This window comes from Gemmatimonadota bacterium (assembly GCA_026706845.1).
In the GTDB taxonomy this organism is placed as follows: domain Bacteria; phylum Latescibacterota; class UBA2968; order UBA2968; family UBA2968; genus VXRD01.
On record JAPOXY010000204.1, the window covers coordinates 1 to 16,069 of the forward strand.

15 protein-coding genes are annotated in these 16,069 nt (G+C 55.1%); 6 read left to right on the plus strand and 9 right to left on the minus strand.

Annotated elements, in window-relative coordinates:
- Positions 1–252 precede the first annotated feature (252 nt).
- From OXG87_18435 to OXG87_18450, 4 genes are all read right to left on the minus strand, one after another.
- Positions 253–1,554 (minus strand): hypothetical protein, encoded by a 1,302-nt coding sequence (locus OXG87_18435; protein ID MCY3871532.1) that lies wholly within the window; start codon positions 1,552–1,554, stop codon positions 253–255.
- A complete protein-coding gene (gene queF, locus OXG87_18440) occupies positions 1,554–1,916 on the minus strand; it encodes a preQ(1) synthase (GenBank protein MCY3871533.1) in 363 nt (120 codons plus the stop codon). Before queF (OXG87_18440) ends, OXG87_18435 begins: the two co-directional genes overlap by 1 nt.
- The gene (gene queF, locus OXG87_18445; protein ID MCY3871534.1) at positions 1,913–2,272 is read right to left on the minus strand and encodes a preQ(1) synthase; all 360 of its coding nucleotides are present in this window, start codon (positions 2,270–2,272) and stop codon (positions 1,913–1,915) included. The genes queF (OXG87_18440) and queF (OXG87_18445) overlap by 4 nt, the downstream gene beginning before the upstream one ends.
- 102 nt (positions 2,273–2,374) lie before the next feature.
- Complete coding sequence (locus tag OXG87_18450; GenBank protein MCY3871535.1) at positions 2,375–3,541, minus strand: hypothetical protein; 1,167 nt, start codon at positions 3,539–3,541, stop codon at positions 2,375–2,377.
- Between the two features lie 253 nt (positions 3,542–3,794).
- Between OXG87_18450 and cysC the strand changes: the two genes are divergently transcribed.
- Genes cysC through OXG87_18465 form a run of 3 tightly spaced genes read left to right on the plus strand, consistent with a single transcriptional unit; the run spans position 3,795 to position 6,443 of the window.
- Positions 3,795–4,400: an adenylyl-sulfate kinase gene (cysC, locus tag OXG87_18455; protein MCY3871536.1), complete on the plus strand. Its 606-nt coding sequence runs from the start codon at positions 3,795–3,797 to the stop codon at positions 4,398–4,400.
- Between the two features lie 2 nt (positions 4,401–4,402).
- Positions 4,403–5,062 (plus strand): cyclase family protein, encoded by a 660-nt coding sequence (locus tag OXG87_18460; GenBank protein MCY3871537.1) that lies wholly within the window; start codon positions 4,403–4,405, stop codon positions 5,060–5,062.
- 16 nt (positions 5,063–5,078) lie between these two features.
- On the plus strand, positions 5,079–6,443 hold the full coding sequence (locus OXG87_18465) for a flagellar biosynthesis protein FlgA (protein ID MCY3871538.1): 1,365 nt from the start codon (positions 5,079–5,081) through the stop codon (positions 6,441–6,443).
- Positions 6,444–6,496: 53 nt separating this feature from the next.
- Here the strand turns inward: OXG87_18465 and acnA are convergent, their stop codons facing one another.
- Positions 6,497–9,169, minus strand: a complete 2,673-nt coding sequence (gene acnA / locus OXG87_18470; protein ID MCY3871539.1) for an aconitate hydratase AcnA — start codon at positions 9,167–9,169, stop codon at positions 6,497–6,499.
- Positions 9,170–9,237: 68 nt separating this feature from the next.
- Positions 9,238–9,450, minus strand: coding sequence for a hypothetical protein (locus tag OXG87_18475; protein ID MCY3871540.1), 213 nt, complete (start codon positions 9,448–9,450; stop codon positions 9,238–9,240).
- 144 nt (positions 9,451–9,594) lie between these two features.
- On the opposite strand from OXG87_18475, the gene gpmI reads away from it, so the two are divergent.
- The gene (gene gpmI, locus OXG87_18480; protein MCY3871541.1) at positions 9,595–11,175 is read left to right on the plus strand and encodes a 2,3-bisphosphoglycerate-independent phosphoglycerate mutase; all 1,581 of its coding nucleotides are present in this window, start codon (positions 9,595–9,597) and stop codon (positions 11,173–11,175) included.
- Between the two features lie 92 nt (positions 11,176–11,267).
- Here gpmI and OXG87_18485 read toward each other — a convergent pair whose 3' ends face one another.
- Genes OXG87_18485 through OXG87_18495 form a run of 3 tightly spaced genes read right to left on the minus strand, consistent with a single transcriptional unit; the run spans position 11,268 to position 13,892 of the window.
- The gene (locus OXG87_18485) at positions 11,268–12,695 is read right to left on the minus strand and encodes a sulfatase-like hydrolase/transferase (GenBank protein MCY3871542.1); all 1,428 of its coding nucleotides are present in this window, start codon (positions 12,693–12,695) and stop codon (positions 11,268–11,270) included.
- Complete coding sequence (locus OXG87_18490) at positions 12,685–13,401, minus strand: RNA methyltransferase (protein MCY3871543.1); 717 nt, start codon at positions 13,399–13,401, stop codon at positions 12,685–12,687. Before OXG87_18490 ends, OXG87_18485 begins: the two co-directional genes overlap by 11 nt.
- Positions 13,402–13,406: 5 nt before the next feature.
- A complete protein-coding gene (locus OXG87_18495; protein ID MCY3871544.1) occupies positions 13,407–13,892 on the minus strand; it encodes a DUF2231 domain-containing protein in 486 nt (161 codons plus the stop codon).
- Positions 13,893–13,988: 96 nt separating this feature from the next.
- On the opposite strand from OXG87_18495, the gene OXG87_18500 reads away from it, so the two are divergent.
- Together OXG87_18500 and OXG87_18505 are read left to right on the plus strand one after the other, a co-directional pair.
- Positions 13,989–15,320: a sulfatase gene (locus OXG87_18500; GenBank protein ID MCY3871545.1), complete on the plus strand. Its 1,332-nt coding sequence runs from the start codon at positions 13,989–13,991 to the stop codon at positions 15,318–15,320.
- Positions 15,321–15,358: 38 nt separating this feature from the next.
- Positions 15,359–16,069 (plus strand): alcohol dehydrogenase catalytic domain-containing protein (locus OXG87_18505; protein ID MCY3871546.1); only part of this gene is annotated, 711 nt, incomplete at its 3' end.

A 16,069-nucleotide genomic window follows, 5' to 3' on the forward strand; every position in this document is an offset into this window, starting at 1 on the left:
GACAGAGACCACAATGCTGCGATAAACATATTGACGTTGGGGCTACAACGTCAGGCGGATTGACCGCCAAGAAGCCCAACTGCTTCAGCGTTGGGAGTAGTCACAACAGACCTTTTAGAATTAAGCAAGTCCTGTCGGCGTTTTTTTTAGCATTGCCCTGTTATAATCGCCTGATTTTGAAGCGGAGAGTAGAGCGATTCTTTTTTAAGTAATGTACAAGTAGGTGAAAATCCACCACTATCAATCCCCATCTCACTCCAAGTAAACCGTAACCTCCCCATCATTTTCATCCACGGTTGCGTTGGTGAATTGGGCAGTCAGACCAGAGCCAGAAATATTCACCGCCCCATCGTCAAACACCACCTCTAATGCATCAAGCCCCGCTATCGTCAACCTCAGAACGCCATTCATCAGTGGATGGGGACCCACTGCCACAGTCAGCGCCACAACATCATCCATCCTATCCGTCAGCATCTCCAATTGACCACTCTCGTGACAGATGTGAACGAACCGCGTATGGAGCACACCCCCCTCTACAATCCTGAGATTACTCGGATCCGTACCATTCACCCACAGAGGAACTGTATCAGATGCTATGACAGACAGGCGCATGCCCACCTGTGAATCAAACGCCCGCTTTTCCTCAGACCGCTGTGCAAGCAGATTCTGCACATCTTCTCTTGCAACAGCTTCAAAATGTGCGATCTCCGCTTCGGTAAAGTCACCACACTGACGCCCGCTCTTTTCGAGAACCTCTAAAAGATATAAATCCAACGCCTGCTCATCATCCGCTTCAAACATCGTCTTCCACATTGGCGCAAACGCATCGAGCAAAACCGCAAGCGCATGCCCTATCTCGTAGCAGCGTCCGCGCACCTCATTCGCGGCATAACCCTCCCGTGGCAAATCCACGCTCATCCGATCCACAGACATCGCCTCCACATAAGAGGCAAGTCCTTCCAGCAACTCCGTCCCTCGTTCATAGGTGGAAAATTCTGGCGCCATCCCCGCATATCGATCCTGCCGCGTCCTGAGTGCCCGCAGCGTCCAACATCGCTTCTCCTCGGACCCATTCGCAGAGAGCGCCCGTCGCAACGCCTCTGTCTCCATCCGCCGAAGAGACAGCAAATTCGCATCATCTACCGGATAAAGATAAAGCACAACTTCGTTTCCCTGCCAGGTGGGATGGCAAGCTTGTTGATAGACATGAAACGCCTCGTGAATTGCTAACGAAGCTATAACTGTCGGCACTTGATTTGCCGATCCATCGAACATAACACTGGCTGCCGGCATTCCCGCAATCTCGACAACACTGCTGGCAGTCACGACTGGATAGCGTCCATCGTACACAAGCACATCGCATTCACCAACCCGCATCTTCCTGAAACCCTCGGGAACCTCCGAACATCGAAAAAGGTATGTATCGTCACCATCGTAAAAAACAAGAGGAATCGCGAGCGGATCAAAGCCCGGCCACAATTCACCCTGTGCAACCAGACGCTCAATCTCACGCGCCAGATCTGACACATGACGCCTATCCTTGAGACCTGACATCAAACAGATCCCTCCTCATCTGCCCGCTGATACGACGCTGTAATCTCGTGATCTACACCCCCGCGAATATTGAAACGGCTGATCACCTCCATCTCGACCGGATCGCACAGATCTACCAGATCGTTCAAAATCTGATTCGTCACAGGCTCCATATAAATCCCCTGATCTCGGAACGACCAGAAATAGTGCTTCAGCGACCGCAACTCCACGCATCGCGGACCCGGCACATACCAGATCACAATCGTCGCAAAATCCGGCTGCCCCGTCTTGGGACACAGCGACGTAAACTCCGGAAACGTAAACTCAATCGTATAACGCCGCTCTGGATTCGGATTATCAAACGCCTCTAATAGTGAACTCATCCCTCATCCTCGCGCTCGTACATCACAGACACCCGCGTCTCAATACCACCCCGCACTGCAAAATCACCCGTCACATCTAACGATAGAGGATCGCAGGCCGCTACAAAATCATCCACAATTTTATTAACCACACCCTCGTAAAACACCTTCTCATCTCGAAACGACCCCAAATACCGCTTCAACGACATCTGCTCCACACACACCTCTCCCGGCACATAAGAAATCGAAACCGTCGCAAAAATCGGCTGCCCCGTCACCGCGTACAGCGCCGTAAACTCCGACGACTCAAAATCAATCGTATAAGTCCTCTTGTGTTCAGGATTTTTAACGCACTTTAATAATAAAGAATCGTCCATAAGTTTTCTAAAAAAGGCTGGATTGCGGCTCAAAATCATGCCGCAATGACAGAAAAAATCATCAGCTTTTTGACACCACTATCCTTCGTTTGGAGACACAAATCACTCAAACGGCACCAGACTCGCGCCTATCGGATCGGGACTCGTGGGCCGAATCGGCATCGCCTCATAAGAACAATAAGATACATCCAGATGCGGCGTCTCAATCCGCCTGTACCCCTCATACCGCGAATCTATCAACGCCTCCAGCGCACCGGAAATCAGCAACGTGCGCTCAACCGGATACTGCGGCTTACCCGTCAAAAACATCTGTTGAATATTCAAACTCAAATAACTGAAATGCGCATGCGGATTATCCGGCAAAAAAACGCGCATATTATCCACCTCTCCCCCGCGCCGCGCCGCAAAACCCTTCCCCCGCGTGTACCCATTCAACATAAACGTCGCCGCCTTCAACCCATCTGCATACTCTATCAAAAAAACAGCCGGATTCTCGCAATGATCGCGCGCATCGCCATCTTCTTTCGCCTCAATATGCTCTATCGCCGCCGCGTACAAATCGCGATCCCACGCATCTGACGCCCAGACATCATCCCCCTCCAAACACTGCACCGCCACAATCCCCGTCTCCCCTCCCACGCGGCGCTCAACCATACACTGCAGCGTCTCCAGCGCGTGAAAACCATAAGAATCAAGCCCGCCAAAAGCCACCGAAATCGCCGACTCAATCTCCGTATCCAGCTCATACTCAAGCCACGGCTTGCGCCATGCAAGCGGAAGAGACGACCCCGCCATAAACGGCACCTCCAGCTCCCGCGCGCGATCGTACATCCACTTTGCATCGTGCCAATTATACGAAAGATGCTTATCGCTAAACACCGGAACAGACCGCCCCGACGACGCGAACACCCCGCAAATCTGCTCAAAAAAATACTTCCGCGGATACATATGTTGCTCTTTCTCATTCCACGGATAATCGCCGTGCTCGCCAATCAGCAACACCCCATCCACCGCCAGCTCATCACCACCCAAAGTCAACGCCTGGTTAATACTCCCGTACATCGGCACACCGAATTCCTCGGCAATCGCGCACCCGATATCCTCTCCAAAATGCACCTGATCCAGATACATCGACACCACATCCACCTCTGGCGAAAGCAACCCGTCATCGGTTGGAAACCCCTTCAAAAACTTCGTCACAATCACATCGGCATGTGACCGCGGAAAATACGACGTAATCACCGCTGCTATCTTCTTTCGATCAGCCATGGCTTCTCCCTCCAATTGCGTGTCTCGTTGTGTAATCGTTAAATTATACCACAAGGAGCACAACGACAATAGAAAAAACCTTCTGGATCGCGGCTCAAAACCATGCCGCGATGACGGGCGAGGCATGCCTCGCCCTTACAATAGATAACTGACCACTGACTACTGACCGCTAAATATTCTTACATCCTCACACCCAAAATTTGGTATCTTAAACACCTGAAACACAACCCTAACCCTTACCAGGAGGAATCTCTTGACCGAAGTAAAAGCCACCAACATCGTCTGGCACGAAGGCCATGTCGCGCGCAAACAGCGCGAAGACCTGCTCGAACAAAAAGGCGCACTCATCTGGCTCACCGGACTGCCCAGCTCGGGCAAAAGCACCATTGCATTCACCGCAGAACACGCCCTGATCGAACGCGGGCACCTGGCCTATGTACTCGACGGCGACAACATCCGCCACGGCCTCAACAAAAACCTCGGATTCTCAGCCGAAGACCGCGCTGAAAACATCCGCCGCATCGGCGAAGTCGGCAAACTCTTTGCCGACGCCGGAATCATCACCCTATCCAGCTTTGTAAGCCCCTATCGCACCGACCGCGACGGCGTGCGCGAACTCATGGAAGACAAAGACTTCATCGAAGTATTCATCAACACCCCGCTCGACGTATGTGAAGAACGCGACCCAAAGGGCCTGTACAAAAAAGCGCGCACAGGTGAAATACCCAACTTCACCGGCATCTCTGACCCCTATGAACCCCCTGAAAACCCCGAACTCGTCATACACACCGTTGACACCACCCCACAAGAGGCCGCATTGCAAATCATAGCCTTACTCGAAACGCGTGAAAACATCTAACAATGTCCATCATCGACCTCACCATGCCCATTGCCGACCACTTCCGCTGGCCCGTTGAGCGCAGCCTCAAAAGCAGTTTTGAAACCGGCGACATGGCGCAAGTGACCCACATGGGATGGGCCGTCCACGGATTTACACACGTCGATGCACCGCGCCACATGTTCCCGGAAGGACCCACCACCAGCGAAACCGAACTCGACCAAATCGTGGGGCAAGCCGCAGTCGTCGATCTCTCGGGCATCGCGCCAGAAACGCCGATCAGCGAAGCACAAATTCGCGCTGCCGGACAGCACATACGGCCTGGAGACATCGTCGTCATGAAAACGCGGTGGGACGAAGTAGAATCGCATCAAACCCCCGAATTCTGGACCCGCGCGCCCTACATGTCGCGCCCCGCCGCAAAATGGCTGCGTGCACAAAACATCCGCGCCATCGCATTTGACTTTCCGCAGGACTACCCCATCCGCCAGTTACTCAGTGGGCAGCGAGCACCCCTTTCCGAATTTGTAACCCACGACATACTCTTGCGCGAAGGCATCATCCTCATCGAATACATCTGCAACACCGGCATGCTCACGACAGACCGCGTATCCTTCTTCGCCCTACCCTTAAAAATCCCCGAAGCCGACGGCGCACCGGCCCGCGTAATCGCAATACCATAACCCCCGGAAAACCACCATGATCTATCACCAGCTCTTCGCCCAAATTGACCGCACCGTACGCGTCGGCGTCATCGGCACCGGACATTACGCCACAGCCCTCGTCACACAATCGCGCGTCGTCGATCAACTCGACGTACCCGTCGTCTGCGACACAAACCCGGACGCAGCCCAAAATGCATATCATCACGCGGGCCTGGACACCGACAAAACCATCATCTGCGACACCACCCAACAGGCAGCCAAAGCCATCGAACAGGGCAAACACGTCATCCTCACCGACGCCATGCAAATGATGGACCTGCCCCTCGACGTCATCGTCGAATCCACAGGCGTCCCCAGTGCAGGCGCAAAACACGGCATAGAAGCCATCCGACACGGCAAACACGTCGCCATGGTATCCAAAGAAACCGACGTCACCGTCGGACCCATCCTCAAACACCTCGCAGACAAAGCCGGACGCGTCTATACCGCTGTTGACGGCGACCAGCACGGCCTGCTCATGGGCCTCGTACAATGGGCGCGCAGCCTGGGCCTCGAAGTCCTCTGCGGGGGCAAATCACTCGACTCCGACCGCGTTTACGACCCGCAAACCAACGCCATCGTATGGTCCAGGGGCAAAATCCAGATCCCCGACGAACAGATATTCTCCGCCCAAAATCCCTCGGCTCACATCGCACAACGCCGCCAGATCATGGGCGAACTCGGCTCCATCGCCGGTTACGACATCACCGAACTCACCATCGCCGCCAATGCCACCGGCCTCATACCCGATATAGACACCCTGCACACCCCCGTAGTCCGCACCGTTGAGATACCCGAAGTCCTCGCACCCAAAGAAGACGGCGGCATCTTATCCCACCGCGGCGTCATCGACTGCGTCTCCTGCCTGCGCCAGGCAAACGAACCCGGCCTCGGCGGCGGCGTCTTCATCGTCATCGCCTGTGAAAACGCCTACTCCCGCCACATCCTCACCACCAAAGGACTCATCCCCAACAAAAAAGGCACCACAGCCCTCATCTACCGACCCTATCACCTCTGCGGCGTTGAAACACCCATCACAACACTCGTCGCGGGCCTCTTAAACCTGCCCACGGGCACCACCGACTATCGCCCCTCCTTCGACGTTGTGGGCCGTGCAAAAGAACCCCTCAAAGCCGGCGACCAGATCGGCAACGACCACAGCAAAAACATCGAATACCTCATGCGCCCTGCGCTACCCGTCGCGCCCGACAACCCCCTGCCCTTTCACATGGCCAACGGCAATACGCTAAGCCGGGACATCCCCGCTGGCGCATTCATCACAGCAAGCGCGATTCAACCAGAAGACAACGACCCCCTCTGGACAATACGCAAAGAACAGGACGCATATTTTCTAAAATAAAAAAGCCGGGCACATCACACAGATGTACCCGGCTTTTCTTTACCTTCGCTCTTTCACCCCTTCAAAAAACCCCGCAACACCGTATGCAAAATCCCCCCATTGCGATAATAATCGATCTCCACGGGCGTATCGATACGCACCGTCGCAGAAAACGACTTCACATTCCCATCCTCATCCGTCGCCGTCACCGTCACATCTTGCAAAGGCTGCAAATCATCGCTCAGACCCGTAATATCGTACACCTCCCGCCCCGTAAGCCCCAGCGACTCGGCATTCTCGCCCGCCACAAACTCCAGCGGCAACACCCCCATACCCACCAGATTGCTGCGGTGAATGCGTTCAAAACTCTCCACAAGCACCGCGCGCACGCCCAGAAGTAACGGACCCTTAGCCGCCCAATCGCGCGACGACCCCGAACCGTACTCCGCGCCCGCGATCACAATCGACGGCACGCCCTCATCCACATACTGCATCGCCGCATCGTAAATACTCATCTGCTCACCCGAAGGCAGATGCACCGTCACCCCGCCCTCTGTCCCTGGCGCCAGCGAATTGCGAATGCGAATATTCGCAAACGTACCCCGCATCATCACCTCGTGATTACCCCGCCGCGAACCATAAGAATTGAAATCCTTCGGCGCAACCCCTCGAGCAATCAAAAACTGCCCCGCCGGACTATCCACCGCAATCGAACCCGCCGGAGAAATGTGATCCGTCGTCACCGAATCGCCCAATCGCGCCAGCACCCGCGCACCTCTAATATCTGTAATCGCGTCTAACTCCGGCGATAAATCCACAAAAAACGGCGGCTCCTGCACATAAGTACTCTCCGCCTGCCACCCATAGAGATCCCCCTCTTGCCCGCCAACCGCATTCCACATCTCATTGCCCTCAAACACATTGCCATAACGCGCCTCAAACATATCCGGCTTGAGCGCCCGTGCAATCGTATCGCCAATCTCATCCTGACTGGGCCAGAGATCGCGCAAAAACACCGCATTGCCATCCCCATCCACACCTATCGGCTCGGCAGTCAAATCCAGATCCACCCGCCCCGCCAGAGCATAAGCCACAACCAGCGGCGGCGACGCCAGATAATTCGCCTTCACATGCGGATGCACGCGACCTTCAAAATTGCGATTCCCACTCAACACCGACGCAGCGACCAGATCATCCTCGTGAATCGCGGCAACCACCGGATCGGGCAACGGGCCACTATTGCCAATACACGTCGTACAGCCATACCCCACCGTATGAAACCCGAGCTGCTCCAAATACGGCGTCAAACCCGCCTGGTCGAGATAATCCGACACCACGCGCGAACCCGGTGCCAGACTCGTCTTCACATGCGCGTGAACCTTCAACCCCTTCTCCGCCGCCTTCTTCGCCAACAAACCAGCGGCCACCATCACAGACGGATTGCTCGTATTGGTACAACTCGTAATCGCGGCAATCACCACCGCCCCGTGCCCCAGCGCGCCATTCGTCCTCTTTTGAACCTCATCATCATCCAGCCCAAAACCACTATTGCCCACGGGTGCGCGCAACGCGCCCTCAAACGCATCCTTCATCTGCCCCAGCGCAATGCGATCCTGCGGCCGTTTTGGACCCGCCAAACTCGGCTCCACCGTACTCAAATCCAGTTCAAGCGCATCCGTAAACCGCGGCTCCGGCGTATCATCTGTACGGAACAAACCCTGCTCCTTCGCGTACCGCTCAACCACATCCACCTCTTCCGCCGTGCGACCCGTGCGCGCCAAATAGCGCAGCGTCTCATCATCCACCGGGAAAAACCCCATCGTCGCCCCGTATTCCGGCGCCATATTTGCAATCGTCGCGCGATCAGCCAGCCCAATACCCGTCAATCCCGTACCGTAAAACTCGACAAACTTATCCACCACGCCCTTCTCGCGCAACATCTGAACCACCGTCAACGTCAAATCCGTCGCCGTCGTACCCTCGGGCAACTGCCCATCCAATTTGAACCCGACAACCTCGGGCGTCAGCATATAAATCGGCTGCCCCAGCATCACCGCCTCCGCCTCAATACCCCCCACACCCCAGCCCACCACACCCAGGCCATTAATCATCGTCGTATGAGAATCTGCCCCCACCAGACTATCGGGAAAAGCCACGCCATCCCGGACAATAACCCCCTTCGCCAGATACTCCAGATTGACCTGATGCACAATACCCGTCAGCGGCGGCACCACCCTGAAACTCTCGAAAGCATTCGCACCCCAGCGCAAAAACTCGTACCGCTCCCGATTGCGCTCAAACTCGATCTCTGCATTTCTCCGCAACGCATCCGAATTTGCAAAACTATCCACCTGCACCGAATGATCCACAACCAGATCCACCGGAATCAGCGGCTCAACCCGCTTTGCATCGCCCCCCATGCGTCCCATAGCCGAACGCAACGCCGCCAGATCCACCAGCGAAGGCACACCCGTAAAATCCTGCAACACCACCCGCGCGGGCTTAAACGGTATCTCTATCGGATTGGGATTGGTCCAATTCGCCAGCGTCTCCACATCCTCCTCCCGCACCTGATACCCATCCAGATTGCGCAACGCCGCCTCGAGCAGCACCCGCACGGAAAACGGCAAATCCGACACCGCCCCAACCCCATCAACCTCCAACCGATCCAGCCGAAAAATCGCGAGATCACCCGCCATAGTAGAAAGTGTATCGCGCGAATTCAAAGGATTATGCGTTTGACTCATAAACTGATCCTTCTCTAAAAGGTTTCAAGCTACTTTCTCAGAAAATACGAATCATTCAGAGCACTACGTCAGATAGAGACATCGCTTTTCTCATCTACCATAACGATGAGTTGACGCACGATAGGTACCAGTTTGTGGGGAACCTGCATAGCGGTATAACCTTGCTCAAAGGCGGTATCATCTTCAGCAATGGTCTCTTCTTCTGTCCGGGATTCGACATGGTCAATGACCTCCTGGACGCGCTTCTGATTCCAACCCTCGGGATATTTATTTTTATCCATAATCAAAGAAAAATACCACAACAACCCGTATTTTCAAACCCTTTTATACACTCTCCCGCGCTTCGCACTTGATTATAACGAGCAGAACTTATACTTTCTGACCGCCAACTACTAATCACCAACCCCTATCCAAAATCCACCATTATGTCAAACCAACGTTTTGTCGCACTCATCATCCTCGACGGCTGGGGATTAAACCCGCGCCGGGACCACAACGCCGTGGCCCTTGCCAGCACCCCGACAATGGACCGCATCTGGGCCAATTGCGCCCACACCACCCTCGACACCTCTGGACGCGCAGTCGGACTACCCGACGGACTCATGGGCAACTCCGAAGTCGGCCACCTCAACCTCGGCGCGGGACGCACAGTCCTGCAAGCCATGACCCAGATAGACGACCGCATACGAGACGGCAGCCTGTACAAAAACGAAGCTCTAATCGCCGCCATAGACCGCATCAAAAACCACAACCGCAACCTCCACCTCATCGGCCTCGTCTCCGACGGCGGCGTACACTCATGGCCCAGTCACTACGAGGGCCTCATCAAAATGGCAGCCGAACGCGGCCTCCCCTCAGACCGCCTCTTCATCCACGCCTTCACAGACGGACGCGACACACCGTCCCAAAGCGCAATCCACCGCATGCGCGAACTCCTCGCCATGTTCAAAATCCATGGCATTGGCCGCGTAGCATCCATATCCGGACGGTATTACGCCATGGACCGCGACCACCGCTGGGAACGCACCCAAATAGCCTACGACCTCCTCACACAGGGCAAAGGCATCGCAGAAACCGACCCCGTCACGGCCATACAAAACGCCTACAACCGCGGCGAAACCGACGAATTCATCAAGCCCATCGCCATCGCCGACAAACCTTCCATAAAAGACGGGGACAGCGTCATCTTCTTCAACTTCCGCGGCGACAGACCCCGGCAAATCACCCGCGCCTTTACACTCAAAGACTTCGACGGCTTTCAACGCCACACCTGGCCCAGCGTACACTTCACCACCCTCACCCGATACGAAGCCGACGTACCCGTCACAGGTATCGCGTACCCCCCCGAAACCCTCTCGCAAAACATGCCCAACATCTGTGGCTCGGTCATCGCCCGGGCCAACAAACGACAACTGCGCATCGCAGAAACAGAAAAATACGCCCACGTCACCTTCTTCTTCAACGGCCAACGGGAAACCCCCTTTGACGGCGAAAAACGCATCCTCGTACCATCCCCCAAAGACGTCCCCACCTACGACCACAAACCCGAAATGAGCGCACCTGAAATCGCAGACCGATTCACAGAAGCCATCGCATCCAACCAATACGACGCCGCAATATGCAACTTTGCCAACCCCGACATGGTCGGCCACACCGGCATCCTCGAAGCCGCCATACACGCCGTCACCACCGTTGACACCTGCCTGGGCCGCGTACTCAAAGCCATAGAAAACGCAAACGGCGCAGCCATCGTCACCGCCGATCACGGCAACGCCGAACAAATGATCCACTACGACACCGGCGAACCCCACACCGCGCACACCACCAACCCCGTACCCTTTGTACTCGTTGACCCCACCTACAGGGGAAAACTCCGCGAAGGCGGCACCTTGCGCGACGTCGCCCCCACCCTGCTCTCCCTCCTCAACCTGCCAAAACCCGATGAAATGACTGGGAAAGATCTGAGGCAAAAGCAACCCCAGTCAGAATCAGGATGGGCAGGATGAAAGGATGAATAGGATGAAAAGCAAAGGCGAAATCAAAGGCAGATAAAACCTTCTGGATCGCGGCTCAACTTCATGCCGCGATGACGAGTGCTTCACTCATCATAACCTTCCCACACCGGAATCTTCCCCGCAGTTGGGCCATCTTTCACCAGAAGTTGTTCGCCATCTGTAAAGCCCTCCGGGCGACCGACCAGCTCCCCAATAAGACGGGACCGCCACATCGCGACCTCCTCTGCCCACCCGGGATCATCCGCCAGATTGGTCATCTCGCATGGATCATTTTCCACATCGAAAAACAGCTCCCGCCCCTGCCCTGGCAAATACGCGAACTTGCGCTTCCCATCCGTCACGTATTGCATCCCGCTATTCGACGTAGGCACACTCGCGCACTCCCCGTGCACATAATCTCGCCATTCCGCTTGTGAATCGCGAACAATCGGCAACACACTCTCCCCATCCACCGTATCGGGAATCGGAACCCCCACTGCATCGAGCAGCGTCGGCATAATATCCATCAACTCAACCGGACGATCGATCACCTGCTCCTGCGGCAACCCCAAACTACTGGGAAACTTCATCAACAGCGGAACCCGTGCAGACGGCTCAAAGGGATTGCGCTTTCGCAGCCACTGATGATCTCCCAGCATCTCTCCGTGATCAGAAGCAAACACCACAATCGTATTATCCGGCAACACGCGACTACTCACCAGACGCGCAATCTGATGATCGATATGTTCGATACACCCGTAATAACCCGCGCGCGTCGCCTTCATAACCGGAGGATCCAGACACAAGCGCCAGCACTCCGGCTGCAACCCCCGCACCGGACCGTCGAAAACCCGCGCCCAATCCCCCACATACGGCTCGGGCAAATCCATCGCCATATACTTATCGAAATAATGCGCAGGCGGCGTAACCGGCTGGTGCGGATGAATAAAATTGACCGCCAAAAACCACGGCTGATCTCCCCTTTGCGAATCGATAAACTCCAGCCCCTTCTGCGTACACCAATTGGTAAAATGCAAATGCTCATCCAAATGCCACGGACGCCCTGGAAAACCATTGCTATACATCCCGTGCGCATCGGAAGCCCGGTGCCACGCCGCACCATTCTCCCGCACATACTTCTGATAATCATTATCAACCCCTGAAATCGGACTATCCGCCCATTCTGCGGAATCAAACCCCAGCTCCCTCGCAGGCGGACCCCAGTGGGCCTTGCCCGAAAGATGGGTGCGATACCCCGCATCGCGCAAAACCCCGGGCAACGTCGGCCACGGTAGCGGCGCCTGTGCATTTTGAAGCGCGCCGTGATTGCTCGGCTTGCGCCCCGTAATCACCGTGCGGCGAGCCGGCACACACACCGGACAAGCCGAATAAGCATGGCGAAAACGCACCCCCGACGCAGCCATAAAGTCCAGATTGGGCGTCTGCAACACGGGATGGCCCTCAATACCCAGGCAATCGCCGCGCTGCTGATCCGTCATAATAAGCAAAATATTTGGTCTCTTATCTGGCATTATAATCTCCTTTCTGAAGATGATGCATACAAATCGCGGCGGCGGCAGACACATTCAGAGACCCGACAGCACCGCGAGGGGCAATGCGGCATAACTCATCGCACTTATCGCGCGTAAGACGTCGCATACCGCTCTCCTCATTTCCCAGCACCAGAAGCCAGGAGCGATCCGCCGAAAACGCGCTCAAATCCTTCTCCGCATGCTCAGAAGTCCCCAAAACCCACAAACCCGCATCCTTCGCCACATCCAACGCCCGGCTCAAATTCGTCTGAACAGAAAACGGAACATACTCGACGCCCCCTGAAGCAACATCGTATGCCGCGCCCGTCAGCGAAGCGGAACGATCTCGACTAAGCAAAACACCGCGCACCCCAAAAAAAGCCGCCGTGCGAAAAATCGCCCCCAAATTTTGCGGATCCTGAACCGTATCCAGCGCCAAAAAAAGACCCGCATTATCGGCAAACATCTCCGCGAGATCACAACCCGAATGTTCTTTAATCGCAGCTTCCGCATCTCCTCCACGAGACCGACCCTGCCGCTCGCCCCCTCCGGCAAAAACGCGCACACCGATCTCCTCTGCCTGTTCTCGCACAGTTCTCCACGCGCCACCACCCTGACCGGAAGACAATCGAATCTCAATCACATCTTGCGGACGCTTGTCCAGCACCGCCAGAATACTGTGCGGATTTTTGAGATAAATCGGCATTGTCTCTACCTGCTCTCAAACCTATCGACTCGCGGCACGCGCTTCTCCAACTCAATCTGTGACGTAACGGGCTGCGTTCCAGCGCCGTAAAAATAAACCAGATTTCCACCCGTATATCCCGCCGCGCACACCAGACCCGCGGTAACAAGACCAAAAACGAGATACACATAGCGAACAAACCCGACAAATTTCTTCTTCAAAACAAAATGCGTGCGTACCAGTGCCAGAGCAACAGCTATAAACGTCGTAACCGTACCCAGCGAATCGTGATCGTCTAAATCTGCGGCAATACCATCAATATGTTGCGCGACCTCGGCTGCACTATCCCCGGTAAGCGCGACCGGAATCGCGGTCAAAGCACCGAGCGAAAAGAGCAAAAACCCCGCTCTCAAAAAAAAATCGCGGTCATTTAATATCCCAATTGTATCGCAAACAACGCCGATGATCAGCAATGCAATGGGAAAATGTGCGATAAGAGGGTGAATATCCATAACAAAGTGAAAAAACTATTTCAATCTCGCGAAAAATCCATTACAATGGGCGGATTAAGATATGAACAAACAAGCCCCACCACAAGGAAGGATTGCATGAACGATCGACCAAACATCTTATTTATGCACTCGCACAACACCGGAACCTGTATTGAACCCTACGGACACGCCGTACCAACGCCGCACATGCAGCGATTGGCAGAACAAGGCGTCTTATTTCGGCGGGCGTATGCCACAGCCCCCACATGTTCGCCCAGCAGAGCCAGCTTCTTAACCGGCATGTACCCCCACTCTTGTGGCATGACAGGCCTTGCACACCGCGGCTTTGCCATGACGAATTACGACTGGCATGCAGCCCGCATCTTCAAGACACACGGCTACTTCACCGCAACCGCTGGCGTAGAACACACCGCACCGGACCTGGACACAATTGGATACGACGAAATCCTCTCTGGCCTGGACACAAATTACCCCGGCCAGCCCAAATGGATCGAACCCGCGGATGCCGTCGTAGATTTCTTGCAAAACGCGCCCCAACAACCCTTCTTCCTCAACCTCGGCTTAAACGAAACGCACCGGCCATTTCACAGTGCCGAACCGGAAAAATACCCTGCAGAACGCGAACAATACTGCACCCCACCTCGTCCCCTGCCCGACACACCGGAAACCCGGGCAGACACAGCCGACTACAAAGCCTCTGCGCGCATCATGGACAACCACTACGGCAACGTACTCGCAGCACTCGAAGAAACCGGCCTATCCGACAACACCCTCGTATTCTGCTTTGCCGATCACGGCTTGCAATTTCCGCGCAACATGTGCAACCTGACAGACCACGGCATTGGCGTGTACCTCATCATACGCGGACCGGGTGGATTTGAAGGCGGGAAAGTCGCAAACGCGATGGTCAGCCTGATGGACCTGTTACCCACGGCATATCGCGCTGCCGGCATAGAAACACCCGACCACGTACAGGGAAAACCTCTACATCCCCTGATAAATGAAGACCGCCATCGGAAAGAAATCTTTTCAGAAGTCACGTATCACGCCGCGTATGAACCCATGCGGAGCATCCGCACCGAAAGATACAAATACATTCGACGATACGACAACCGCGACAAACTCGTATTGCCCAACGTAGATGACACACCTACAAAAGCGTACTTACTCAATCAAAATTGGGAAAAATTGCCGCGCGATCAGGAAATGTTATACGACCTCATATTCGACCCCGATGAAGCGCACAACATCATCGACCGGGAAGACCTGGCACCTGTGCGAAAAGATCTGAGCCATCGATTGGAAGCATGGATGACAGAAACAAATGACCCCCTTTTGCCAGACGGATATATCGCTGCACCGGGCGGTTCTCAAGTCAACAATTCCGATGGCCGCTCGCCGAATGAAGAACCGGAGGTCGTAGGTTAAGATTGGAGAATATCAGTTAATCTAAAAGGAGACACCCCATGAAAATGCAAGCATCACTACTTTGGGAGCCGGGAAGGCCGCTGGAAGTGGCGGACCTGGACCTGGAAGGACCGAAAGAAGACGAAGTCATGGTACGCATGACCGCCACTGGCGTATGTCACAGCTGCCTGCACGTCGTAGATGGAAGCTGGACCGGATATCCAATGCCAATGGTATTGGGCGATGAAGGGGCTGGAATCGTAGAAGAAGTGGGACCAGGCGTACGACACGTAAAACCCAGCGACCACGTCATCTTATCCTGGGCACCGGCCTGCGGGCGCTGTCACTACTGCGCAACCGGCCTATCGCACTTATGCGAACGCCAGATGCCGGGCAAAGGGGTATTAATGGACGGCACATCCAGAATGAAAATAAAAGGACAAACCGTGTACCATTACGGACCCGCGTGCAGCTACGCCTCATACTCCGTCATGCCCGCCTCCTGTGCGATCCCCATACGGGAAGACATGCCCCTCGAAGTAGCAGCCCTAATCGGCTGCTCGGTCATGACCGGCGTCGGATCCGTCATCAACACCGCAGCCGTAACGCCTGGCGCGAGCATGGCCGTATTCGGCACCGGGGGAATCGGCCTGAACGTCATACAGGGCGGAACCCTCGTCCAGGCACACCCCATCATAGCAATCGATATCAACCCCGCCAAACTGGAATACGCGAAATCCTTTGGCGCAACACACACCATAGACGCCAGC

Excerpts from the sequence above, each read along its gene's own strand:
- OXG87_18435 (MCY3871532.1), bottom strand. The coding sequence starts at position 1,554 with ATGTCAGGTCTCAAGGATAGGCGTCATGTGTCAGATCTGGCGCGTGAG.
- queF (MCY3871533.1), bottom strand. The coding sequence starts at position 1,916 with ATGAGTTCACTATTAGAGGCGTTTGATAATCCGAATCCAGAGCGGCGT.
- queF (MCY3871534.1), bottom strand. The coding sequence starts at position 2,272 with ATGGACGATTCTTTATTATTAAAGTGCGTTAAAAATCCTGAACACAAG.
- OXG87_18450 (MCY3871535.1), bottom strand. The coding sequence starts at position 3,541 with ATGGCTGATCGAAAGAAGATAGCAGCGGTGATTACGTCGTATTTTCCG.
- OXG87_18460 (MCY3871537.1), top strand. The coding sequence starts at position 4,403 with ATGTCCATCATCGACCTCACCATGCCCATTGCCGACCACTTCCGCTGG.
- OXG87_18465 (MCY3871538.1), top strand. The coding sequence starts at position 5,079 with ATGATCTATCACCAGCTCTTCGCCCAAATTGACCGCACCGTACGCGTC.
- acnA (MCY3871539.1), bottom strand. The coding sequence starts at position 9,169 with ATGAGTCAAACGCATAATCCTTTGAATTCGCGCGATACACTTTCTACT.
- OXG87_18475 (MCY3871540.1), bottom strand. The coding sequence starts at position 9,450 with ATGGATAAAAATAAATATCCCGAGGGTTGGAATCAGAAGCGCGTCCAG.
- gpmI (MCY3871541.1), top strand. The coding sequence starts at position 9,595 with ATGTCAAACCAACGTTTTGTCGCACTCATCATCCTCGACGGCTGGGGA.
- OXG87_18485 (MCY3871542.1), bottom strand. The coding sequence starts at position 12,695 with ATGCCAGATAAGAGACCAAATATTTTGCTTATTATGACGGATCAGCAG.
- OXG87_18490 (MCY3871543.1), bottom strand. The coding sequence starts at position 13,401 with ATGCCGATTTATCTCAAAAATCCGCACAGTATTCTGGCGGTGCTGGAC.
- OXG87_18495 (MCY3871544.1), bottom strand. The coding sequence starts at position 13,892 with ATGGATATTCACCCTCTTATCGCACATTTTCCCATTGCATTGCTGATC.
- OXG87_18500 (MCY3871545.1), top strand. The coding sequence starts at position 13,989 with ATGAACGATCGACCAAACATCTTATTTATGCACTCGCACAACACCGGA.